17 protein-coding genes and 1 tRNA gene are annotated in these 23,086 nt (G+C 71.3%); 5 read left to right on the top strand and 13 right to left on the bottom strand.

The genetic code is table 11. The annotated features are described in order from the left end of the window. Nucleotides 1–88: 88 nt before the first annotated feature. From ACFWU3_RS26155 to ACFWU3_RS26170, 4 genes are all read left to right on the top strand, one after another. Nucleotides 89–160: transfer RNA gene (locus ACFWU3_RS26155), tRNA-Cys, on the top strand. Between the two features lie 523 nt (nt 161–683). Further along, nucleotides 684–1,583, top strand: a complete 900-nt coding sequence (locus ACFWU3_RS26160; RefSeq protein ID WP_384442285.1) for a serine/threonine protein kinase — start codon at nt 684–686, stop codon at nt 1,581–1,583. 3 nt (nt 1,584–1,586) lie between these two features. After that, a complete protein-coding gene (locus ACFWU3_RS26165; RefSeq protein WP_384442288.1) occupies nt 1,587–3,827 on the top strand; it encodes a PQQ-binding-like beta-propeller repeat protein in 2,241 nt (746 codons plus the stop codon). A 186-nt stretch (nt 3,828–4,013) separates the two neighbouring features. Beyond that, nucleotides 4,014–6,056, top strand: coding sequence for a serine/threonine-protein kinase (locus ACFWU3_RS26170; protein ID WP_384442291.1), 2,043 nt, complete (start codon nt 4,014–4,016; stop codon nt 6,054–6,056). Nucleotides 6,057–6,107: 51 nt separating this feature from the next. Here the strand turns inward: ACFWU3_RS26170 and ACFWU3_RS26175 are convergent, their stop codons facing one another. The 13 genes from ACFWU3_RS26175 to ACFWU3_RS26235 all read right to left on the bottom strand — a co-directional run bounded on the left by ACFWU3_RS26175 (nt 6,108) and on the right by ACFWU3_RS26235 (nt 21,344). Continuing rightward, nucleotides 6,108–6,800: a hypothetical protein gene (locus tag ACFWU3_RS26175; RefSeq protein ID WP_384442294.1), complete on the bottom strand. Its 693-nt coding sequence runs from the start codon at nt 6,798–6,800 to the stop codon at nt 6,108–6,110. 13 nt (nt 6,801–6,813) lie between these two features. Continuing rightward, nucleotides 6,814–7,506 carry a hypothetical protein gene (locus ACFWU3_RS26180; RefSeq protein ID WP_384442297.1) on the bottom strand — a complete coding sequence of 231 codons (693 nt, stop codon included), beginning with the start codon at nt 7,504–7,506 and terminating at the stop codon, nt 6,814–6,816. A gap of 6 nt (nt 7,507–7,512) precedes the next feature. Beyond that, a complete protein-coding gene (locus tag ACFWU3_RS26185; protein WP_384442300.1) occupies nt 7,513–9,753 on the bottom strand; it encodes a hypothetical protein in 2,241 nt (746 codons plus the stop codon). Between the two features lie 33 nt (nt 9,754–9,786). Further along, nucleotides 9,787–10,260 carry a hypothetical protein gene (locus ACFWU3_RS26190; RefSeq protein ID WP_384442303.1) on the bottom strand — a complete coding sequence of 158 codons (474 nt, stop codon included), beginning with the start codon at nt 10,258–10,260 and terminating at the stop codon, nt 9,787–9,789. A gap of 116 nt (nt 10,261–10,376) precedes the next feature. Continuing rightward, nucleotides 10,377–12,692: a xanthine dehydrogenase family protein molybdopterin-binding subunit gene (locus tag ACFWU3_RS26195; protein ID WP_384442306.1), complete on the bottom strand. Its 2,316-nt coding sequence runs from the start codon at nt 12,690–12,692 to the stop codon at nt 10,377–10,379. Beyond that, entirely contained in the window at nt 12,689–14,137 is a 1,449-nt protein-coding gene (locus tag ACFWU3_RS26200; protein ID WP_384442309.1) for a (2Fe-2S)-binding protein, read from the bottom strand. The genes ACFWU3_RS26195 and ACFWU3_RS26200 overlap by 4 nt, the downstream gene beginning before the upstream one ends. Then, a complete protein-coding gene (locus tag ACFWU3_RS26205; protein WP_384442311.1) occupies nt 14,134–15,030 on the bottom strand; it encodes an FAD binding domain-containing protein in 897 nt (298 codons plus the stop codon). The genes ACFWU3_RS26200 and ACFWU3_RS26205 overlap by 4 nt, the downstream gene beginning before the upstream one ends. A gap of 286 nt (nt 15,031–15,316) precedes the next feature. Next, on the bottom strand, nt 15,317–17,020 hold the full coding sequence (locus ACFWU3_RS26210) for a beta-N-acetylhexosaminidase (RefSeq protein WP_384442314.1): 1,704 nt from the start codon (nt 17,018–17,020) through the stop codon (nt 15,317–15,319). Between the two features lie 50 nt (nt 17,021–17,070). After that, nucleotides 17,071–17,910, bottom strand: a complete 840-nt coding sequence (locus tag ACFWU3_RS26215) for a carbohydrate ABC transporter permease (protein ID WP_313946066.1) — start codon at nt 17,908–17,910, stop codon at nt 17,071–17,073. Next, a complete protein-coding gene (locus ACFWU3_RS26220) occupies nt 17,907–18,869 on the bottom strand; it encodes a carbohydrate ABC transporter permease (protein ID WP_384442317.1) in 963 nt (320 codons plus the stop codon). The genes ACFWU3_RS26215 and ACFWU3_RS26220 overlap by 4 nt, the downstream gene beginning before the upstream one ends. 5 nt (nt 18,870–18,874) lie before the next feature. After that, nucleotides 18,875–20,179: an extracellular solute-binding protein gene (locus tag ACFWU3_RS26225; protein ID WP_384442320.1), complete on the bottom strand. Its 1,305-nt coding sequence runs from the start codon at nt 20,177–20,179 to the stop codon at nt 18,875–18,877. 236 nt (nt 20,180–20,415) lie between these two features. Further along, the gene (locus tag ACFWU3_RS26230; protein WP_313946063.1) at nt 20,416–20,703 is read right to left on the bottom strand and encodes a DUF3039 domain-containing protein; all 288 of its coding nucleotides are present in this window, start codon (nt 20,701–20,703) and stop codon (nt 20,416–20,418) included. Nucleotides 20,704–20,783: 80 nt separating this feature from the next. Continuing rightward, the gene (locus ACFWU3_RS26235; protein ID WP_384442323.1) at nt 20,784–21,344 is read right to left on the bottom strand and encodes a YqgE/AlgH family protein; all 561 of its coding nucleotides are present in this window, start codon (nt 21,342–21,344) and stop codon (nt 20,784–20,786) included. Nucleotides 21,345–21,625: 281 nt separating this feature from the next. On the opposite strand from ACFWU3_RS26235, the gene murA reads away from it, so the two are divergent. After that, nucleotides 21,626–22,966 (top strand): UDP-N-acetylglucosamine 1-carboxyvinyltransferase, encoded by a 1,341-nt coding sequence (gene murA / locus ACFWU3_RS26240; RefSeq protein WP_313946061.1) that lies wholly within the window; start codon nt 21,626–21,628, stop codon nt 22,964–22,966. Nucleotides 22,967–23,086 lie beyond the last annotated feature (120 nt).

Here is a 23,086-nt window from a genome sequence, read left to right on the forward strand (position 1 = left end):
AACGCCGTGTGGCAGTCGTATTGCAGGGCGCGCCGCGGCCTTGAGCGGCGGGTGTGCCACGCCTACGGTCGGTGGAGAAGAGACACACGGCCGTGTGCCCGAGTGGTTGAGGGACTCGCCTGCAAAGCGGGTTACGCGGGTTCGATTCCCGCCACGGCCTCCGCGCAGCCTCCGGCGCTGAGCTGCACGAGGAGAAGGGGCGGCCCCAATGCGGGGCCGCCCCTTCGTCGTCTGCCGGCTCGGTTCGCGCGTTCGCGTCCCGCTCTCTGCCGGGCCGGCTGCTCGACCTGCCGCCGAACCCGCCGGGGCCGGTCACGAGTTGCCGGTGCTTGCAGTCGCAAGGTGCGCCTTCGGGGTTCTCCCACGTGATCGCTAAACTCTTCCTGTCGATGGACACGTCAAGGGGGATACACATGGGACGACCGCGCACATCGCCACCGCCGCGCAGGCGTGCCCGCGCTGTCCCCGGCGCCGTCTGACCGATGCCGCAGCCCCTCGCCCACGAGCCCTGGGGGCCTCCCGCCGTGCGCGGTGACGCGTAACCCGAGGACGGTCCGTGCCAGTTCGGCGACGCGCACCGAGGCGCCGCCGGGGGACGCCGTTCGCGTTCTCGCCGCTGTCCGCGCCTGAGCGCCGCACCCCCGCTCTGCCCGCCCCTGCCCCATCGACACGAGAGCCCGCACATGGAACGCGCAAACGGCCGGCGCCTGATCGGGCCGTACCACCTCATCACCCGGCTCGATCCGTCCGGTCAGGGCTTTCCCCCCGCGCCCCAGCGGCGCTTCATCGCGCGCAGCCCCGACGGCGACCGTACGGTGCTTCTCAGCACGCCCCTGGACGGAGTCGACCCCGCCCGTTTCCTCATCGAGGCGGACGCCGCACGCCAACTGTCCGGTCCCTGGGTCGCTCCCGTCACCGAGGTCTCGTCCCCGTCCGACGCCCCCTGGTACTCCTCCCCTTATCTGCCCGCGCTTCCGCTGCCCGTGGCCCTCGCCGTTCACGGGGGTCCTCTGCCCGAACGCACCGTGCGGGTCATCGGCGCGGCGGTCGCCGAGACCCTGGCGGGCGCGCATGCCGCCGGTGTCACGCACGCCGGGCTCTCCCCGGCTGCCGTCCTGCTCGGCGGGGAAGGCCCCCGTCTGACCTCCTTCGGCGCCGTACGTGCCGCGGCACCGGACGGCGAGCAGCGTTCCGGGCTGCCCGGTCTGGAGCCCGGCAGCCTCGCGCCCGAGCAGGCGTCGGGTGGGCGGCCGCGGCCTCCGGGCGACGTCTACGCCCTGGGCGCGGTCCTCGCCTACGCCGCGACCGGTCACACCGTTCCCGACAGCGATGAACTCCCGCCCTCCCTGCGTACGTTGATCTCCCGATGTCTCACCCGGGACCCGGCGGGCCGCCCGAGCGCCGTCGAGGTGCTGACGGCCCTTCCTGCCGTGTCGGGGGCACCCGCTGCCACGGTCCTCGACTCCGCCGCCGCCCTGCTGACGCCCGGCTGGCTCCCCGGCCGGGTGGTGGCCGCGGTGGCCCGGCAGTCCGCCGAAGTGCTCGCCGCCGAAATCCGTGTCCCGCAGACCCGGGAGCGGTGACCGGTGCTCTCCCCCCTCGCTCACGACGACCCCGCCGCTCTCGGCGCGTACCGGCTGACGGCCCGTCTCGGCACCGGTGGCATGGGCACGGTCTATCTCGCGCGCTCGGCGGGCGGCCGTACGGTCGCGCTCAAGACGATGCACGCGGACATCGCGTCCGACGCGGGGTTCCGCAGCCGCTTCCGGCTGGAGACGGACGCGGCACGGATCATCGGCGGCCATCACGGCGCGACCGTCGTCGACGCCGACCCGCTCGCCGCGACGCCGTGGCTGGCCACGGAGTACGTGCTCGGCCCCCCGCTGGACGACGCCGTCGCGCTGGCGGGCCCGCTGCCCGAACTGTCGGTCCGCGCGCTGGGAGCGGCGCTGGCCGGGGCCCTCGGGCAGCTGCATCTGTCCGACGTCGTCCACCGCGACCTCAAGCCGTCGAACGTGATGGTCACAGGGTACGGGCCCAAGATCATCGACTTCGGTATCGCGCGGGCGGCGGGCGACGACCACCTCACCCGCACGGGTTCGGCGGCGGGCACGCCCGCCTTCATGTCCCCCGAGCAGGCGACCGGTCTGGAACACACCCCTGCCGGCGACGTGTTCGCCCTCGCCGGTGTGCTGGTCTTCGCGGCCTCCGGCCACGGCCCCTTCGGCACCGGGCAGGCCGCGGACCTGATCTACCGCGTCCGCTACGCCGAGCCCGACCTGACGGGCGTGCCCGAGCCCCTGGCGCGCATCCTGTCCGACTGTCTGGCCAAGGACCCGGCCCCGCGCCCCACCACGTCGGAGCTGGCGGCCCGTCTGCACGACGGGCAGGGCCAGTTCGCCGACCACCTCCCCGACACGGTCCTCGCCGAGATCGCCCGCCGCGCCTCGGAGGTGTGGCGGCATCAGCCGTACCGCCTGCCCGCGCCGGCGGATCGCGGTGAACCCGACACGACGGCTGACGCGTTGCCGGCCGGCATGAGCCGGCGCCGCTTGTTCGCGGTCACCGGCGGCTCGGCGCTCGCGCTGGCGGCGGCCGGGGCGGGAGCATGGTCGTGGTTCGGCGGACCCGACGGCAACGGCGGCAACGGCGGCACCACGCCGGGTGCCGCGCCCGGCACCGCGGCCGGGCCGTCCGGCGCGTCCGACGAGCCGGCACCACCCGCGGGACCCGCCGACAAGCGCCAGACCTGGCGCAAGAACGTGCGGAGCAGCCCTCTGCTGTTCACCCCCGTGGCGGTCGGCAGCATCGTCGCGATGATGACGGACGGCGGGCTGCTCGCCCTCACCGCCGTCAGCGGCGAGCGCCGCTGGCTGGTGGACACGGTGCGGCATCCCCGTCATGTCCACTCCGACGGGACCAGGCTGTACGCGCTGCTGCCCGGGAGCACCAACGGACACCGCCTGTCGCTGCACACCGTCGACCCGGTCAGCGGCCGAACCACCCTCGCCGTCGCGTTCGCGCCGTTCGACAAGCCCGTCCAGGAAGCCGCGCTGCTCCAGGTCTCGGGCGGCACGGCCCATCTGATCGCCCGCAAGGGAGCACCGGACGACTCGGCGGCGGCGCGGGCCGCCGGCTGGAGTGTCCTGGCAGTCAGCCTCGGCACCGGGCGACAGCTGTGGAGTTCACCGGTGCCCGCGTACGACATCGACAGCCCGGGCGACACGGTGACGTCGGCCGTCGCCGGCGGCCGGCTGGTCCTGTGCCGGACGGCGAAGGACGGCAGCGCCCTGGAGCTGAGCGCGAGGGACGCGGCCACCGGGCGGCTCGCCTGGACGGCGGACGTGCCGCGAGCCGCCGGCGCCGCGCCCGCCCTCACGCCCGGCACGCTCGCGGCCGACGCACGGCATGTGTACGTCGGAGCGGGCCGGGTGCATGCGCTGCGGCTCACCGACGGCAAGGCCGCGTGGACGTTCGGCGCGGGCAGATCGGCCGACGCGTACGGCGTACCGGTGCTGCGCGGCGATGTGGTGTACGCGGCGGAGCAGGGCCGGGGCGCGGTGGCGCTCTCGGCCGCCGACGGCAGCCTGCGCTGGGACGCACGGGCGGCGGACGCACCCGACCTTCGGGTCCCTCCTGCCGTGGACAAGGAGCACCTGTTCCTGATGGGGGCCACGAGCCTCCGCGCGATCGGGCTGGCCGACCGCCGTGAGGACTGGTCGTTCCGGCCACGGTCATCGAGCCTCTGCCTGCACGAGCGCTCCAAGCGCCTGGTCATGACGGACGGACGACAGGTCGTCGCCGTACGCCTCGACATCACGTTCTGAGACCTGACGTTCCGAGACCTGGCCTGCCGGAGCCCTGCGTACCGAGACCTCGCGTACCGAAGTCTCGTTCTGCCGAAGGCTCGCGTTCCGACCTCCTGTCCGAGAGGTCCGGCGTCCGCGTCCTCGTGTTCCGACCCGCATGTTCCGACCGCATGTTTTGATCCGCACCGACAGAGAGACACATCGATGATTCCCCTCGGTCCCGGCGACCCGCTCCGGCTCGGCCCCTACCGTCTGGTCGGCGTCCTGGGCGCCGGCGGCATGGGCAAGGTGTACTTCGGCCACGACAACCAGGGCCGGCCCGCGGCGGTGAAGGTCCTGCTGCCCCATCTCGCCCACGACCAGCACCTGGTACAACGCTTCCTGCGGGAGGCGGAAGCCGCCCGGGCCGTCACCGGCAAGGGCGTGGCACGGGTGCTTGCCGCCATGACCGAGGGCGGCCGGCCGTGGATAGCCTCGGAGTTCCTGGCAGGACCGACGCTGGACCAGGCCGTCGCCTCGTACGGCCCGCTCCCCGACGAGGCGCTGCGCGCACTCGCCGCCGCTCTCGCCGAGGCGCTGGGCACCATCCACGCCGCCGGCCTCGTCCACCGCGACCTCAAGCCGGCGAACATCGTGCTGACGTCCACCGGACCCCGCATCATCGACTTCGGCATCGCGCGGCCCGAGCACGGGCTGACCCTGACCACCACGGGACAGGTGCCGGTGACCCCCGGCTACGGAGCGCCGGAACAGGTACTGGGGCAGCGCGTCGGGCCGGCTGCCGACGTCTTCTCCCTCGGGGCGGTCCTGGCGTTCGCGGCCAGTGGCCGCCGGGCGTACGACGGCACCCATGTGGCCGCCGTGCAGTACGCCGTGGTGCACGAGGAGCCGGACCTCCATCAGGTTCCGGCCGCACTGCGGCCGCTGATCGGGCCCTGCCTGGCGAAGGACCCCTCCTTCCGCCCCACCCCCGACCAGATCCGCACCGAGTTCGCGCCGCCCCACCGCGCGGGACGTATCTGGCAGCAGGGACCCCTGGCCACGGACATCCACCAACGGGAGACATCCGCGCGGCAGTTGTCCACGCTCCCGGGCACGGTGGTCTCGCCGCTGCCCGGCCGGCGCCGGTTCCTCGGACTGGCGGCGGGCGCGGCGGTGGTGCTGGCCGGTGGAGGCACGGCGGCCTGGCTGATGACGAGCGACTCGGAGACGGGCGACTCGTCCGCCAAGGGCTCCGACAAGGGGTCCGGTACGCCGAAGACCACCACCGGTACGCCGGGAGGACGCCTCTGGGGGCCCCTGGCCGTCGCAGACCCGTGGAGCCCGCCCGCCCTGGCGATCGGGGACGTCATGGTCTTCGGGGCGAAGGAGGGCGGCCTCGTCGCCCACGGCGTGGTGGACGGCAGGAAGAAGTGGGAGGCACTGGACATCACACCGTCGTCCGAGTTCGCCGTCCTCCCCGACGGCCCGCTGCTCACCGGGGACGCGGGCGGGACGGTGCACGCGCTCGACCCGGCCACGGGCAAGGAGCAGTGGACGGCGGACTGCGGCGCGGCCGTGATCCTCGGGGTGAGCGAGAAGGCCTTCTACGTCGTCACGCGGGACGAGAAGATCCGCGCGGTGGACGCCGGCACCCGCAAGGTCCTGTGGACCGTCCCGTCGTCCTTCGGGTCCGGTTACGGGGCGGTCGGCGGGGACCGGTTGATCCTCTCCTCCGACAAGGGTGAGGTGACAGCCCTGGACGCCGGCTCGGGCAAGAAGGTCTGGAGCCGCAAGGCGGGCTCCTTCTCGACCGTGCCCGTGGTCCACGAGGACACCGTCGTGCTCGGCGGGGCCGCGCTGGCACGGGTTCGGCTCGACACGGGCAAGGACGTCTGGTCGGTCCCGAGCGGACCCGCCGGCGCGATACTGGGCTGGGGCTCGCCCGCGGTCGACGACGAGCATGTGTACGCGATCGACGGTGAGTCACTGAACTGCCGCCGGCTCGACGACGGCGCCAAGGTCTGGACGCACCCGCTGAAGGCCCCCAACATCCCGTACTACGCACCCCAGATCCTGGGCGACCACGTCTGCGAGGTGACGGGGAAGAACCCCAAGTCCTTCGACGCGGTGGCGCTGGACAAGGCGACGGGCAAGCAGGCGTGGACACGCGCCCAGGGAAGTCTGAAGTCCTTGAAGCTGACGTCCGACGGGGAGCGGCTGTTCCTGCTCCAGGCGGAGAACGTCACGGCGCTGTCGAGGGCGTGACGCCGCCCGGGGTGGCTCCGGTCTGAGAGCCGGCCCCAGGGGCGGGCGTCCTCACGTGAAGTCGGGCCAGTTCGCGTCGTCGACCTTCGGGGCGGACTGCGGAAGCCTCGTGTCATTGGTGCAACCCGCCTGGTCGGCGACCTTGTGGGCGACCTCCAGGACCATGCCGAGGCCGACTTCACGAGCCTGCTTCGCGCTCAGCTGCGCGGAAGGCATGGGGCGGGCCAGGACGTCCACCGACACGTACCGGCTCTGCTTCACATGGGCCGGCGCGTCGGCCGGATGGTCCGGCCGGCATTCGAAGTAGACGCGCTGCGTGGCCCGCAGATAGTAGGCGCGTGCTCCGGCGTCGAAGGGCGTGGGCTTGTCTCCGGGGCGGGCGTCGGCGCTCAGGGGGTCGTCCGCTCCGGGGAGCTCCTGTGCCCAGGCGACATCCATGTCGAGCACCGTGTCCAGCCGCTTGTCACCGAGTGCCTCGTACTGGCAGTGGGCGGGCGAATGGTCCGTGACGACACGGAACTCCGACTTCTCATGGAGCAGTTCCTTGCCGGGCCCGAGCAACTTCTGCAACGACGCCCGGCTCGGCGTCCCGTCCCAGCACGGCTTCGCGGGTGCGCTCAGCGGCTTGGCCCCGCTCTCGCCGTCGCCGTCGCCCGCCCAGAGCCAGACACCCAGCCCGGCGGCCGCGATGGCCAACACTCCGGCGAGAACCAGGACCTTGATCCGCACCGCACCAATCCTCACGGACACATTGTCCCTAGTGGAAACGAGGCCAGTTCGCGTCGTCGACCTTCGGGGCGGACTTCGGAAGGTTGGTGTCGTTGGTGCATCCCGCCTGGTCCGCGACCTTGTGGGCGACCTCCAGCACCATGCCGAGGCCCACTTCACGAGCCTGCTTCGCTGTGAGATCAGCGGAGTCCATCGGGTGCGCCGCGACGTCGACCCTCACGTACTTGTCGTTCCGGAGGTTGTCCGCAGCGTCCTTCGGCTGATCCACATCGCACTGGAAGTAGAGCCGGTTCGTGGCCCGCAGGTAGTACGCGAGCATCCCGGCGTCGAACTCCTTCACCTTGTCCCCCGGGCCGGCGCCGGGCACAGGGAGATCGGACACCTTAGGCGGTTCGCGGTGCCAACTCAGGTACACCGAGAGCAAGGGCTCCACGCCGTTGGCACCCTGGACGTCGTAATTGCAGCGGGTCGTCGAGTGATCCTTGATCACCCCGTACGGTGACTTCCTGAGGATCAACTGCTTGCCCGGCCCGAGCAGCTTCTGCATGGACTGATGGCTCGGCGTCCCGTCCCAGCACGGCTTGGCCGGCGCGCTCAGCGGCGTGCTCTCCTCTTTGTCGTCGCCCACCCAGAGCCACACCCCCAGGCCCACGGCCGCGACCAACAACACTGCGGCGAGGGCAAAGATCTTGCCCCGCGCGGACTTCACAGACACCGACATGCTCGCCTACTCCGGAGGGTTTCGCTGGTAGAAGTCTTTTGCGTCTCGATGCATGTCCACGCCGTGGTCGTAGCCCACCTCGGACTGGTTGTCGACGTTCGTGCGCATATCCGTTTCGTTGGCACCAGCGGGCATGCCGGCCACGGACAGGCCGTTGAGCGCCTGCTCGGTGGCGTTCTGCCGGGCGTCGAACGAAGCCTTTCCAGCCTCGTCCGCCGTCTCCGCCGCAGTGTTCCGCTCTGCTCCCTCGACCACCTCGCCGACCACCATCTCGGTGACGCCGTTGATGATCTCCCCCGCCACCGGAACCCGCTCGGTGGCCAGACCGACCGTGGAGCCGAAGACCGAGTTGAACATGTCGGCACGCTTCTGCAGCTGCTCGTTGTAGTCCTTGTCGCTGAGCTGCCCGCCGGTGACGATCTCGTCGTGCCGCGCGCCGCCCAGGATGCCTTCGACGGTTCCTGTGCCGTAGGCGATGTGCTGCAGGTTCACGGCCGGCGTGCCGGAGAACCTGTCGGGGTGTTTGACGACTTCGCTCATCAGCGTCGCCGAATAGTTCTCCGCCCCGAGGGTCGCCTCGGCGTACGACTCCGGGTTCCGGCCCAGCACGTCCAGGAACTCGACGGTCGCCATGGTGTCGAACTTCTGCGGATGCCCGTACAGGTCCCCGAAGCTGTCGCTCTGCCGCAGCGTGTTGTTGATCTCCGGCATGTACTCGCCCGCCATGCGCCCCATGCTGTCGGCCATCTTGTCGTCCATCAGCTTGGGGTCCCCCGCCAGGGAGTTGACCACCTTCTCCATGATGGCCAGGCGTTCCGGCGTGTGCTCCGGGTGCGGGGACACCGGGCCGTGGTCGAACGGCATGCCCGTCGTCGCCGCCTCCAGCGCGTGGCCGAGCGCGTCCTTGCCGAACACCTTGTCCTCGCCCGCGGTCATCGGGGACGTCGCGTCGGGGATCCAGGTGCGGGCGCCCTCGCCCTTGCCGTCGGAGCCCATGCCCATCAGGTAGTCGAGGTTCGTCATGCTCTCGCCGGGGCCCGCGACGTTCGCCTGGAGGAAGGCGGTGGAGGCGTCGGGGTTGCGGCCGTACGCCTCCAGCAGGCCCGTGAGCGGGTCCCAGCCGCCTCCGCCGGTCGTGTCGGCGTTGAGGCCGAAGCCCTTCATGCCGGCGTAGCTGCCGTCCGGGCGGGACCAGGCGCCTCCGTCCATCTCCCGCTCGTACGCGATCATGTCGTTGCCGACCTTGTCGAGAAAGTCCTTCTCGTACGTGCCGTGTCGCAGCAGGGTGCCGAGCACCTGGTAGCCCTTGGGCTCGATGCGGTTGCCCAGCATCTCCAGGTCGAGGTTGCTGCGCCCGAGCTTCATCAGCTCCTGGGTGTACTCGTCGCCGAGCTTCGGCTGCGCGGTGGCGAGGGCGACGCCCATGCTGTCCTGGATGCTGCGGGCGAGCTGGAGCTGGGTGCCGCCCTCCGCGGTGCCGTCGAGGGAGATCTGCGCCTGGAACCTGAGGGCGCCCTCGGGGCCGAGGTCGCGGTAGAGCTTGGTGGCGAAGGGCTGGTCGTCGGCGTTGTACTGGAGGATCGTGCGGAGTTCCTTGAGCTCCTCCTCCGACAGCTCCTTGCCCTCCTTGTAGAGCGTGAGGCTCTTCCGGGCGAGCTCGGCGGCGCGTTCTTCCTGGGCCGCGTCGAGCGAGTCGTAGTTCGTGTGCCCGAAGTTGTGCGGATCGTTGCCGTGCGACTTGCCGAGCGCCCGTGCCACCGAGGCGTCGATCTCCGACGCGTGCCCGATCAGTCCGGCCACACGGTCGGCCAGGGCCTGGGCCGCGTCCCGCTGTGCCTGTGTCCGCTCGTCGGTGTCGCCCCGTACGTGGGGGAAGAACCAGCGGACGGCCCCGCCGCCGATGTCCTCGATCCGGCAGCCGATATGGGCCGCGTCCGTGCCGACGGCCGTCTGCACCTTCTTCTGGATGCCGACGAGTTCGGAGTGGGCGTCCTCGAGGAGCTGGTACGTCGTCTGAGCCTGCGCCTGGGCGTCGGCGAACTCCTTCTTCGTCTTGCGGACGAAGTCGCGGGTCACCGTGGCGTTGTCACCTCTCCAGCGCGCACGCTCCGACTTGGCGTACATGCCGCTGTCGGCGTTGCCCGCCAGCTTCTTGAGGCTGTCGGCGGCCTTCTTCCAGTCCGCGACGGCCGCTCCCAGCTTGCCGAGATCGACCTCGACGAGGTCTGTGAGAGTGAGGTTGCCCACCGCTGTTCCCCTGTTCCGCCCGTTTCCCCGCGCTTACTTGAAGTACTCGTTGATCTTCGACCAGGACTCCGCGCTGCCGTCCCGATGCCGCAGAGAAGCGGCGATCTGGGCGTCGTCGTTCGCGTGCTGCCCCTTGCTGTAGTCGAGGTGGTTCGAGATGTGCGCGCAGGCTTGCAGCAGGGTCTTCAGGGAGGTGTCCCACATGCTCAGGGCAGTTCCGAGGGCCGGGCCCAGGGCGAAGTGGTTCCGCGAGAGCTCCGAGGAGGCCTGCATCGTCGACCCCGCCCCGCTCTTGTCCGCCCCCATCCCGGCGAGGTCCGCGCCTTTGCCCAGCTCGCCGTGCAGAACGAACGCCTCGTGCCCGACGGCTCCCAGATCGTCCTGGTTCACGACGAGGCCGCCCGTGCCGGACCCTCCCGGATCCGCGGGCACCTGATTGAGCTGCATCCCGGTCGGCTGTTGCCCGCCCGCCGTGCTCTTGAGCCGCTCCCAGTCGTCCCACGCCATGAAGGTTCCTCCCCCGCGCGTCCCGTCCCATGGGCACACTGCGGTCGAACCTAGTGAACTGCTTCACGCACGTGCAAGAGCAACTTCACGCTCGTGCAGGAGCAATCGGCCGTGTCCTAGCCCTGCGGAACGGCCACCGCCGCCTGCGGTCTGATCGGCAGTCTGTTGATCGGTCTGCCCGTCGCCGCCCGCACCGCCGCCGCCACCGCCGCCGGAGACGTCACCACCGGGACCGCGCTGGCCGGTTTGGCTCCGAACGGGGCCACCACGTCCCGTTCCTCGACCAGCTTCACGATCCGGATGTCCGGGGCGTCCAGGGAGGTCGGGAGGGCGTAGCCCGTGAGGTCCGGGTGACGGACCAGGCCGCGGGCCGTGCGGAGGTTCTCGGTGAGGGCCGTGCCGACGCCCTGGGTGACGCCCGCCTCGATACGGCTGGCGAGCTGTGCCGGGTTGAGGATGCGGCCCACGTCCTGGGCCACCGCCATCTCGACCACGCGGATCGAGCCGAGTTCGATGTCCACGTCGACCACCGCGCGCACCGCGCAGAACGCCATGCCCACGAACGCGTCGCCCTGGCCCGAGCCGTCGAGAGGTTCCGTGGGGTGCGGGCGGCACTGGGCGGTCGCCCAGAGTTCCTTGCCGTCCAGCGCTTCCGTGACCGTCGTGGACAGCACTCCGTCGTACGACGTGATCTTGCCGTCGGTGATCTGGAGCAGCTCGGTGGACATGCCGAACTTGTGCGCCAGCGGCTGAAGCAGCTGGGTGCGGACCATCTTCGCGGCCCGTTCCACCGCGCCGCCCGAGACCCAGGTGTGGCGGCCGTGGGCCGCCGGGCCGGCCGGGGGCTGGTCCGTGTCGACCGAGGCCACGTGGACCTCTTCGACGCCGAGCGTCTCCTGGACGATCTGGCGGGCGAGCGTGGAGAAGCCCTGGCCCGTCTCGACGGCCGCGCAGATGACGGTGGCGACCCCGTCGTGCACCTTGACCGTGGCCGTGGAGACCTCGTCGGTGCCCTCGGCGCCGAGCATGTGGACCATGCCCAGCGCGTAGCCGACGCCGCGGCGGACGGCGCCCGGTTCGCCGGCGCCCTCGGGTCCGCCGGGCAGGAGCCAGTCGTCCTCCGGCGAGTCCTTGGGCAGCGAGGGGAGCGGGAAGTCCCGTACGGCCTGGAGCAGTTCGGCCACCGGGGCCGGGCAGGTGACCGTCTGGCCGGTGGGGAGGATGTCGCCGGTCGCGAGGACGTTGCGGAGCCGGACCTCGGTGGGGTCGAGTCCCAGTTTCGCGGACAGTTTGTCCATCTGGGCCTCGTAGGCCGCGCACACCTGCATGGCGCCCTCGCCGCGCACATGGCCGGAGGGCGGGTTGTTCGTGCGGACGGCCCAGCCCTCGATGAAGGCGTGCGGGACGACGTAGGGGCCGCAGGCGAACGCGACGGCCGCGGCGAGGGATTCGGAGGAGGCGTCGGCGTACGCACCGGCGTCCAGCAGCAGTTGGGCCTCGACCTTCACCAGACGGCCCTCGGTGTCCGCGTGGTGGCGGTATCGCAGCAGGGTCGGGTGGCGGTGGGCGTGGCCGAGGAAGGACTCCTCGCGGGTGGCCGTCAGTTTGACCGGGCAGCCGGTCTTCAGCGCGAGCAGGCCGAGCGGGAGCTGGAAGCCGGGATCCTCGCGGTCGCCGGTGGCGCCGGGGACGCCCGTCACGACGACCTTCACCCGCTCGGCGTCCAGGCCGAAGCACGATGCGGCCAGGTCGCGGTCGGTGTGCGGGTCGGTGGAGGCGACGTACAGCTCGACCCCGCCGTCGGGCCGGGGGACGGCGAGACCGGCCTCCGCGCCGATGGGCGCGGGGTCCTGGCGGCCGATCCGGTACAGGCCCTCCACGACGATGTCGCCCGCGACGTCCGGGTCGCCGTAGCGCAGCGGGATGTGCCGGATCAGATTGCCGTCGGGGTGCAGGGGCTCGGCGGCGAAGGCCTTCTCGGGGTCGGTGACCGGTTCGAGCACCTCGTACTCGACGGCGATGGCGGCGGCCGCGAGACGGGCGGTGTCCGGGTGGTCGGCGGCCACGGCCGCGAGCGCCTCGCCGTGGTGGCGGACGATCTCGGAGGCGAAGACGGGGCGGTCGGCGATGCGCCTGCCGTACGCGGTGTCGCCCGGAATGTCCTCGTGCGTCACCACGGCCCGTACGCCCGGCATCTCCTGGGCCGCCGAGGTGTCGATCGACACGATCCGGGCGTGCGGGTGCGGGGAGCGCAGGATGGCCGCCCACAGCAGGCCCTCGGCCCACAGGTCGGAGGCGTACGGGAAGGTGCCCTCGGTCTTGGCCCGGGCGTCGGCGGGAGGCAGGGAGGCACCGAGGCCGTGGGTCGGCTGGTCGGGGCGGGGTGTACCGGCCGTCTGGGGCGTCGCGGTGGTGGCCGCGTCACTGGTCACGCCATGCCTCCGTCGTGCGGGTGGGGCTGCACACTACCGGCACCGGGCGGCGCCTGGTGCGGAATGCGCGCTTCCTCACTCGCCTCGGCGGCGGCCGCCGCGCTCGCTCCGCGCTCGGCGACGACCTCCTTCACGGCGTCGAGCACGCCGCGATAGCCCGAGCAGCGGCAGAGGTTGCCGCAGAGGGCCTGGCGGGTCTCGAGCTCCGAGGGGGCGTGGTTGCCCTCCAGGAGGTCGTGCACGGTCATGGCGATACCGGGGATGCAGAAGCCGCACTGGACGGCGCCGCAGGCCGCGAGGGCGCGCTGGACGTCGGACGGTTCGCCGTCGCCGGCGAGCCCTTCGACCGTACGGACCTCGGATCCGGCGGCGGTCGCCGCCGGGACCAGGCAGGAGGCGACGAGACGGCCGTCGACCTGGACGTTGCAGGCACCGCACTCCCCCTGGGAGCAGCCGTCCTTGGCGCCGGCGAGGCCGAGGCGCTCGCGCAGCACGTAGAGCAGCGACTCGCCGATCCAGGCGTCGGTGACGGGCCGGTCGGCCCCGTTGACGCGCAGGACGTAGGAGGTGGGCGGGTGCTCCTCGGTGCCGGTCGAGGAGAGGGCGGCCCCCGCGGACGCTGCGGTCTCGGGAGACGGGACGGAATCGGCGGAAGCGCTCTCGGGAGCTGCGGCCTCGGGAGCGGCTGCCTCGGCGGCCGCGAAGGGCTCCGGGGCGTACGCGTCCCCTGACGGCTCCCCCGCGTTCTCCTCCTCGCGCCGCTCGGCCGACGCGTGCTCGGCCGACGCGTGCTCGACCGGGGCGTCCTCCGCCGGCGGCTCCGCGGCCTCGGGCTCCGGCGCGCGCTCGTCGTCCGCGGCGCTCCCGCCGGCGGGCGCCGTGGCCCAGGGCGCGGGTGCGCCGCCGGGCAGCGTCGCCGGTGCCTCGCTCGCCCACGGGGCGGACGCGCCGCCCGGCAGGGTCGCCGGGGCGGAGCCCCACTGGGACTGGAGCAGGGAGGCGGCGAACTCGCCCGACTCCTCCGGCAGATCGCCCTGGGCGACCGGGATGGTCCACTGGCCGGTCACGTCGGAGGCGGGTGCGGGCTCGCCCTCGGTGAAGCTCCACTGGCCGGTGACGTGCGCGTCCGGGGAGTACCGGTCCGTGTACTGCCCACCGTGACCGGCGGAGCCGCCGGGCTCGGGCCACTGCACGGTCTCGGGCTCGCCGGTGGGCTGCTGGACGTGCCAGCCCTCCGGCACCGACGGGTCGGACACCGGCGTCAACGGCATGATCATCGGCGGTACGTAGCCGTGTCCGGGTGCCGCGAGCGGCGCGCCGTCCTGCGAGCCCTCGGGGGGCAGTTGGAAGAAGCCGGTCGCCTCGGCGTCGTACTCGCCCTGAGGCGTCGGCTCCCAGCCGCCGTGCTCCGGCGCCCGCCCCCGCGGATTCTCTTCGTTGCTCACGACAGCGCCCTCCCCAGTGCACGTCGGGCCAGCGCGGCGACGGTGCGCCGCAGATGCAGTACGGCGGGCGGCAGCACGGGCTGCTCCTCGCCCGGCGCGGCCGGGGCCCGGTCGGGGATGCACGCCGCCGCGACGTACTCCCCGAAGGCCGCCAGCGCCTCGCCCGCGAGACCGCGCTCGCCGTCCCAGTCGATCAGTGACGCGATCCAGCGCTCGGCCTCCAGCGGCCGCAGCGGCATCGGCGCGATCGCGCCGACCGCGCAGCGCACCCCGCGCCGCACCGGGTCGAGGACGACCGCGACGGACGCGGTGGCGCGGCCGGGGCCGGTGCGGCCCGTGGCCTTCACGAAGACCTGCGGGGCATGCAGCAGGGGCACGCGTACGAAGCCGATGAGTTCGGCCGGTCCGAGCATCTCGCGGCCCGCGAGCAAGTGGGACACGGGGATCTCCCGGCGACTGCCGCCGGGTCCCGCGATGACGAGGTCCGCCTCCAGGGCGGCCAGGACGGGCAGGGTGTCGCCGGTCGGGGCCGCGGTGGCGATGTTGCCGCCCAGAGTGCCCGCGTTGCGGATCTGGGGCGGGCCGGCGGCGCGCGCGGACGCGGCGAGTGCGGGGATGAGGGCGGCGAAGTCGGGGCGTCCCATGCGGGCGTGGGTGAGGCCGGCGCCGAGCAGGGCGTGTCCGTCCAGGTAGCGCCAGCCGCGGATCTCGCTGATGCGGCCGAGGCCGACGAGTCCTGCGGGACGCAGCTGGCCCCGGTTGACGGCGGCCATGAGGTCGGTGCCACCGGCGACCGGCACGGCGGCGGGCATGTCGGTCAGCGCCGCCACGGCCTCGTCGAGCGAAGCCGGCAGCGTCACCGACTGCGATGTCTGCGGTGCGTGCGTGGTCACCCAGCTGCCCCTTCCCGGTGTCCGGCTGTCCCGCCCGTGCTGGCCGTACCGTACGTGCTCACAGCCCGGACGTGGCAACTCTGGCACATCTTCCGAGCCGACCGACGAACGGGTCCGCGAAGGGCGCATCCGTACCGGATGCACCCTTCGCTCGGTGTTCGACCGTTTTGGAACGCCATCGGAATCACAGGCGGATTGCCACTCTTCGGTGACCGTTGCGGGTATTCCTCACGGCCCTACCACCGTGACAGGATGCGCGGCCCCGAGCACCGGGCTTGCGCCGGGCTCACACGTTTGGGGGCGCACCCTCGATCGGGCGTCCGAGACTGCCCGTCATTCCTTCGGGCAGAGGGCGCTTCTGCCACGGCAACGGGCCGCCGGGCGGCCGGTAGTCGACGCCGAGTGCGTCAAGGCGGCGGTAGTGCACGGTCATTCGCCCCTCGAAGTCCGCGAAGTCCCGTTCGTCGGAAGCGGGCAGTGCCGACCAGGCGACCTCGGCGAAGGCTGCGAGCCGGGGGAAGACCTGGTAGTCGACGCGTGCCCGGTTCTGCATCACCTCGGTCCAGACGTTGGCCTGGGTGCCCATGATGTGCGCGGCCGCCTCCGGGGACAGCCCCGGCGGAACGGGTTCGAAGCGGTAGACGTCCTCCAGGGTGCGGACATAGCCGATGGGCATGGGCTCGTCGGGACCGCCGTCCTGCCGGTGATCCAGATACACCTGCTGTTCGGGGCACATCACGACGTCGTGGCCGGCCTCCGCCGCCGCGATGCCGCCCGCGTAGCCGCGCCAGGAGGAGACGGCGGCGCCGGGTGCGAGACCGCCCTCCAGGATCTCGTCCCAGCCGATCAGCCGGCGGCCGCGGGCGGACAGCCAGGTGTCGAAGTGCCGGATGAACCAGGACTGGAGCTCGTCCTCGTCGGCGAGGCCCAGCTCCGCGATACGGGCCTGGGCGGCCGGGGATGCCTTCCACTGGTCCTTGAGGCACTCGTCGCCTCCGATGTGGATGAACGTCGAGGGGAAGAGCGCCAGGACCTCCTCCAGCACGCCCTCGTAGAAGCGCAGCGTGCTGTCCGTGGGGGCGAGGACGTTCGGGTTGATGCCCCAGGTGTCCCAGACGGCCAGGGGCTTGCCGTCGGGAGAGGTGGCGACGTCGGTGTTGCCCAGTTCCGGGTACGCGGCGATGGCGGCCTGCGAGTGGCCGGGGATGTCGATCTCGGGGACGACGGTGATGTGCCGGTCGGCGGCGTACGCGACGATCTCGCGGATGTCGTCCTGGGTGTAGTAACCGCCGTGCGGGGTCTCGTCCCAGAGGTCGGAGGCCCGGTGGCCGTATTTGGTGCGGGCGCGCCAGGAACCGATGTCGGTGAGACGGGGGTGGCGCTCGATCCGGATGCGCCAGCCCTGGTCGTCGGTGAGGTGGAAGTGGAAGACGTTCAGCTTGTGCGCGGCGAGCAGGTCGAGTTGGCGCAGTACGTCGGTCTTCGGCAGGAAGTGCCGTGAGACGTCGAGCATCATGCCGCGCCAGGCGAAGCGGGGACGGTCCGCGACGGCGACGCGCGGCAGGTCCCAGGTACGGCCCGCGGGTGGCAGCGGCGCGGCGCGGAAGGCGTCGGGACCCAGCAGTTGACGCAGGGTCTGCGCGCCCCAGAAGACACCGGCGGGGCTGCCGCCCTCCACGACGACCGCCGCACCCGTGGCGGAGCCGTCCGTGCAGAGCCGGTAGCCCTCGGGCCCCAGTTCCCGCTCCACGTCGGGGCTGATGCGCAGGGCGATGCCGTGCGGGTCGGCTCCGTCGGGGAAGGTGAGCCCGGTGGCGGCGCCGAGCACGGCGCGCAGCCACCGTGCGGTGCTCTCGGTCCCGGCCTCGGCGTCGATGCGGGTGTGCGTGCCGAGCAGCACCCGGCCGTTCCCCGGCCGGGCGGAGACCTCCGGTGCGGCCCCGGGGGCTTCGACGAGCACGGGCCGGGGGATCAGGGACGCGTCTTCCATGACGGCAGCCTTTCAGGGTGGGAGCGGGGTGGGGCGGGCGGGCTGCCGCGTCAGTCCTTCACGGCGCCGCCCAGGCCGGACACCAGGCGCCGTTGCACGAGGACGAAGAAGACCAGGACGGGCACGGTCATCACCGTGGAGCCGGCCATGATGCCGCCCCAGTCGTTCTCGTCCGGCTTGAAGAACACCAGCAGCGCCATCGGCAGTGTCGACTGCGAGGTGTCGCTGATGATGAAGGACTTGGCGAACAGGAAGTCGTTCCAGGTGGAGATGAACGAGAAGACGCTCGTCGCCACAAGTCCCGGGAACACCAGCGGGAACAGGATCTGCCACAGGAAGCGTGTCCGGCTCGCGCCGTCGATGTACGCGGCCTCCTCCAGCGCCTCCGGCACCGCCTTCACGAAGCCCCGCAGCATCCAGATCGCAAACGGCAGCGAGAACGCGATGTGCGGAAGGATCAGCGAGCCCAGGGTGTTGAGCTGGCCGAAGTCCCGCATGAGGAAGAACAGCGGGATCGTCAGCGCCTCGATCGGCACCATCTGCGCCACGAGGAACATGATCAGCAGGGTCGTGCGGAACCGGAAACGGAACCGTGTGACGGCGGTCGCCGCGAGGAAGGCGATCAGGGCGGACGCGATGACCACCACCCCGGCGACGAACAGGCTGTTGAGGAAATAGCGGCCGAATTCCTGCTGTTCGAAGACGCGGCGGAAGGAGTCGAGCGACGGTGAGAGCGTCCAGGGGCGCGGGTCGGTGGACTGGATCTCGCCCGCCGGTTTGAACGCGGAGAGCACCATCCAGTACAGCGGGAAGGCCACGATCACCGCGATGACGAGCGCGGATGCCTCGGCCGCGAGGCGCCAGGGACGGCGGATACGGAGCGAGCTCACAGTTCTTCTCCCTGGCGTCGCAGAAGGCGCAGATAGACGAGGGTGACGGCCAGCAGAATCAGCAGCATGACGATGCCGATCGCGGAGCCCAGGCTGTACTGCGAGGACGCGAAGGCCTTCTGATAGGCGTACACATTGAGCACGAGATTCTGGCCGGCGATGCCTCCGCCGTTCGTCATCACATAGATCTGCGTGAAGACCTTGAAGTCCCAGATGATCGACTGAATGGTGACGACCACCAGAATGGGCCGCAGCATCGGGGCCATGACGGAGCGCCAGATACGCCACTGCGACGCACCGTCCAGGGAAGCCGCCTCCAGTACCTCGGAGGGGATCGAGCGGATGCCCGCGTAGACCGTGACCATCACGAACGGGAACGAGCACCACACCACTTCGAAGAGCACGAGGGCGAACGCGCTGTAGCGCCCGTAGGTCCAGGAGTGGTCGCCGAGACCGAGGATGCGGTTGACCGGACCGAAGTCCGGGTCGAAGAGGAAGACCCAGACGGTGGAGCCGGTGATGGCGGGGGTGGCCCAGGCGCCGAGCGCGGCCATCATCAGCGCCAGCCGGGGCACCGCCCTGATGCGCGTCAGCAGTACGGCGAGCGTGCAGCCGACGGCGAGGGTGGCGACGACGCAGGCGGCCGCGAAGACGACGGTGGCGAGCAGGACCTCCCAGAACTGGCTGTCGGCGAAGAGCGTGCGGTAGTTGCCGAAGCCCTGGAAGGTGGTCGGTTCGCCGCCGCTGACCTGTGCCTGGGTGTATTCGAGGAACGAGATCAGGCCGAGCTGGTAGATCGGGTAGACGAGCAGTCCGGCGAGGACGACCAGGGCGGGCGCGAGATAGACCCAGGGGGTCCAGCGTCCGTCGCGCCGTTTCGTGCGGCGGCTTCCGGCCGGGGCCGGCGCGGTCCTGACGGGGACCGCGACCGGCTCGGCGGCTGTCGCGTGGTGCGTCATGGCGGTCAGCCCGCGGCGGAGAACGCCGTGTCCATCTTCTTGGCGGCGTCACCCGACGCCGCGGCCACGTCCTTCTTGCCGCTGACGATCTCCTGGAACATCGTCGGCAGGACGAGCGAGGAGTCGATCTGTCCCCAGCCGGGCGAGGCCGGCACGAACTTGGCGCCCGAGGCGAGCGTCTCGACGAACGGGGCGACGAACGGCTCCTTCTTCGCCACCTCGGAACGCACGTCGGTGTACGTCGGCAGGAAGCCCATCGCCGCGAACAGCTTGCGCTGCGTCTCCTTGCCGGCGAGCTCCTTCATGAGGTCCACCGCGAGCGTGCGGTGCGAACTGCTCTTGAGGACACCGACGTTGTTGCCGCCGGCGAAGGCGGGCGCCGTCTCCCCGGACGTGACCCCCGGCAGCGGCACGACCGCGTACTTGCCCTTCACCGAGCCCGCTTCCACGGCCTGGTGGCTGAAGTCGCCGCCTATCGCCATGGCCGCCTTGCCGGACGCGAAGGCGGTGACGGTCGCGTTGCCGCCCATGGAGGCGCACTTGGCGGCCGGGCAGTTGTCGTCGCCGAACAGCGAGGTGTAGGCCGTGATGCCCTTCTGGGCGGCCGGGCTGTTGATGGCCGACTTGTAGGTACCGCCCTCGTCCTTCGCCAGTTCACCCCCGTTGGCCCAGATGAAGGGCATCGCTCCGTAGGTGTAGGCGCCGCCGACCGCGATCCCGTACAGGTCGGGCTTCTGGGCGCGGATCTTCTTGGCGGTGGAGATCAGCTCGTCCTGCGTCTTCGGGGGCTTCAGGCCCAGTTCGCGGAAGACGTCGGTGCGGTAGTACAGGGCCCGTACGCCGACGAAGAAGGGCGCGCCGTAGATCTTGCCGTCGACGGTGACCGACTGGGTGGCCGTGGGGTCGGCGGACTTCGCGTCCTCCCAGTCCGCGAACTCCTTGCTGACGTCCTCGAGTCCGCCGTCCTTGACGTAGCCGGCGGTGTCGGTGTTGCCGTACTCGATCAGGTCCGGGGCGCTCTTCGGGTCGTTGAAGGCGGCCTTGATCCGCTGGGCGCGGGTCTCGACGGGGATGTACTCGATCTCGACCTTGCTGTCCTTGTGCCTCTCGGTGAAGGCGGCGACGGCCTCGTCGACCACCTTCTCCTTGGGCTTGTTGTTGACCTCCTGGAACAGCCAGACCCGCAGGGTCCCCTTCTTCTCGTCCTTGTCGGCACTGCTGTCGGAGGTCTGCGGGGCACAGGCGGTGGCGGTGAGGCCCGCCAGGACAAGTGCCGCGACGGGTGCGGCGATTCGGGCGCTGAGCTTCATGGGTGATCCCCTACGGGTCATCGTTGCAACATACGCAACCAACGTTTCGTGCTGCACAACACGCAGGAGGCTAGAGCCGCTCAAACACGGGGACAAGAGGTCTCAACCACCTTGTGACCGCCGGGTGCACTCCGTGCAACGCGAACGGCCCCTGTGGCGCGCACAGATGCGCGCCACAGGGGCCGTACCGGTTCGGGGTTCCGGCCGCCGGGACCCGGTGGGTCCGCGGCCGGGGGTTACTTCTTGTCCTTGCCGCCCTTGTCCTTGTCGCCACCCGGGCCCATGGACTCGTAGATCTCCTTGCACATCGGGCAGACCGGGTACTTCTTGGGGTCGCGCCCCGGCACCCAGACCTTCCCGCACAGCGCCACGACGGGAGTGCCGTCGAGGGCACTCGCCATGATCTTGTCCTTCTGGACGTAGTGGGCGAAGCGCTCGTGGTCGCCGTCGCCGCTCGACACCTGCGGCGTCGGTTCTACGAGGGTTCCCGTCCCAGTCCCGCGCTCGGGCTCAAGAGTGCTCATGAGCTCCAAGGGTACTCACACCCGCGACCCCCCGGTGCCCGCGGGACACGACCCGGGTCCCGGCCGCCGCCACCCGGATGTCAGTTCAGCGAGGGGTCGTCCGGATACGTCGCGAACATCGCCAGTTCGTTGCGCTGTCTGCGCAGCACCGCCCGCCACAGCGTCTCCGGCTGCGGCGACGAGACATCGCCGGGCTCGGACTCCACGACGTACCAGGCGCCCTCGCCGAGCTCGTCCTCCAGCTGGCCCGGCCCCCACCCCGCGTACCCGGCGAAGATGCGCAGCGAGCCGAGTGCCGCGCCGAGCAGTTCCGGTGGTGTCTCCAGGTCGACCAGACCGATCGCCCCGTACACCCGGCGCCATCCGAGCGGCCCCTCGTCGCCCGGGATCACGGCGACTCCGAGCGCCGAGTCCAGCGAGACCGGGCCGCCCTGGAAGACCACACCGGGCTCGCCGGCGAGCCCTGCCCAGGATTCCAGGATGTCGCCGACGTCGACGGGCGTCGGCCGGTTGAGGACCACGCCGAGCGAGCCCTCGTCGTCGTGGTCGAGCAGCAGGACCACCGCCCGGTCGAAGTTGGGGTCGGCGAGGGCGGGTGTGGCGACGAGCAGCCGCCCTGTGAGCGAGGACACCTCGGTCATGCGAGACATGATCCCGCATCTTGGCCCCGCGCGGGGCCCGAGCGAGGACAGTGTGAGAACCGGCGCAGCTCAGGACGGCCCGCGGCACCGGCCGGACCCCGCCCCCGGCGGTGACGCTCCGCGAAACCGCATGAACCGTACGTGTTGTACCGAATTCATTACGCGTCTGAAGCGTCCTTGCCCTTACGGGGCAGGGGTGACGGCCCCTTACCCTTTTCTCTGGCCCCCTGTCCGACCTTCCCCTCGCACCACTGAGGGGGACCCTCCGGAACGCGAGATTCATGACCGGCACAGACGATGTACTGCTTGTCCACGGCGGAACCCCGCTGGAGGGCGAAATCCGCGTCCGCGGCGCCAAGAACCTGGTGCCGAAGGCCATGGTCGCCGCTCTGCTCGGCAGCGGGCCGAGCAGGCTGCGCAACGTGCCCGACATCCGCGATGTGCGGGTCGTCCGCGGACTGCTGCAGCTGCACGGTGTGACGGTGCGGCCGGGCGAGGAGCCCGGCGAGCTGGTGCTCGACCCGACGCACGTCGAGAGCGCCAACGTCGCCGACATCGATGCCCACGCGGGCTCCTCGCGGATCCCGATCCTCTTCTGCGGCCCCCTGCTGCACCGCCTCGGCCATGCCTTCATCCCCGGCCTCGGCGGCTGCGACATCGGCGGCCGTCCGATCGACTTCCACTTCGACGTGCTGCGCCAGTTCGGCGCGACCATCGAGAAGCGGGCTGACGGGCAGTACCTGGAGGCCCCGCAGCGGCTGCGCGGCACCAAGATCCGTCTGCCGTACCCGTCGGTCGGCTCCACCGAGCAGGTGCTGCTGACGGCGGTGCTGGCGGAGGGCGTCACCGAGCTGTCGAACGCGGCGGTGGAGCCGGAGATCGAGGACCTCATCTGCGTGCTGCAGAAGATGGGCGCCATCATCTCCATGGACACCGACCGGACGATCCGGATCACCGGTGTCGACCAGCTCGGCGGCTACAACCACAAGGCGCTCCCGGACCGCCTGGAGGCGGCCTCCTGGGCGTCCGCGGCGCTCGCCACCGAGGGCAACATCTATGTGCGCGGCGCCCAGCAGCGCTCGATGATGACGTTCCTGAACACGTACCGGAGGGTCGGTGGCGCGTTCGAGATCGACGACGAGGGCATCCGCTTCTGGCACCCGGGCGGCTCGCTCAACGCCATCGCGCTGGAGACGGACGTACACCCCGGTTTCCAGACCGACTGGCAGCAGCCCCTGGTGGTGGCCCTCACGCAGGCCGCCGGGCTCTCCATCGTCCACGAGACGGTCTACGAGTCCCGTCTCGGCTTCACCTCCGCGCTCAACCAGATGGGTGCACACATCCAGCTGTACCGCGAGTGCCTGGGCGGCTCGGACTGCCGCTTCGGCCAGCGCAACTTCCTGCACTCGGCGGTCGTGTCCGGTCCGACGAAGCTCCAGGGCGCGGATCTGGTCATTCCCGACCTGCGCGGCGGCTTCTCGTACCTGATCGCGGCGCTGGCGGCGCAGGGGACCTCCCGCGTCCACGGCATCGACCTGATCAACCGCGGCTACGAGAACTTCATGGAGAAGCTCATGGAGCTCGGCGCCAAGGTCGAGCTGCCCGGCGGGGCGCTCGTCTGACGTCTGACGGCGTCGGAGAGCCCGAACGCACAGAAGGGCGGGGCCCCCCAACGGGGGGCGGCCCGGGGGGGAACACGGAGTTTGGGGCGAACGGGTGAAGGGTGGGGGGGAACAACCCGC

It is taken from the genome of Streptomyces sp. NPDC058685 (assembly GCF_042714725.1).
Classification (GTDB): domain Bacteria; phylum Actinomycetota; class Actinomycetes; order Streptomycetales; family Streptomycetaceae; genus Streptomyces.

Coding starts and splice junctions, on each gene's coding strand:
- ACFWU3_RS26160 (WP_384442285.1), top strand. CDS start 684: ATGGAACGCGCAAACGGCCGGCGCCTGATCGGGCCGTACCACCTCATC.
- ACFWU3_RS26170 (WP_384442291.1), top strand. CDS start 4,014: ATGATTCCCCTCGGTCCCGGCGACCCGCTCCGGCTCGGCCCCTACCGT.
- ACFWU3_RS26180 (WP_384442297.1), bottom strand. CDS start 7,506: ATGTCGGTGTCTGTGAAGTCCGCGCGGGGCAAGATCTTTGCCCTCGCC.
- ACFWU3_RS26190 (WP_384442303.1), bottom strand. CDS start 10,260: ATGGCGTGGGACGACTGGGAGCGGCTCAAGAGCACGGCGGGCGGGCAA.
- ACFWU3_RS26210 (WP_384442314.1), bottom strand. CDS start 17,020: ATGGAAGACGCGTCCCTGATCCCCCGGCCCGTGCTCGTCGAAGCCCCC.
- ACFWU3_RS26220 (WP_384442317.1), bottom strand. CDS start 18,869: ATGACGCACCACGCGACAGCCGCCGAGCCGGTCGCGGTCCCCGTCAGG.
- ACFWU3_RS26225 (WP_384442320.1), bottom strand. CDS start 20,179: ATGAAGCTCAGCGCCCGAATCGCCGCACCCGTCGCGGCACTTGTCCTG.
- ACFWU3_RS26230 (WP_313946063.1), bottom strand. CDS start 20,703: ATGAGCACTCTTGAGCCCGAGCGCGGGACTGGGACGGGAACCCTCGTA.
- ACFWU3_RS26235 (WP_384442323.1), bottom strand. CDS start 21,344: ATGACCGAGGTGTCCTCGCTCACAGGGCGGCTGCTCGTCGCCACACCC.
- murA (WP_313946061.1), top strand. CDS start 21,626: ATGACCGGCACAGACGATGTACTGCTTGTCCACGGCGGAACCCCGCTG.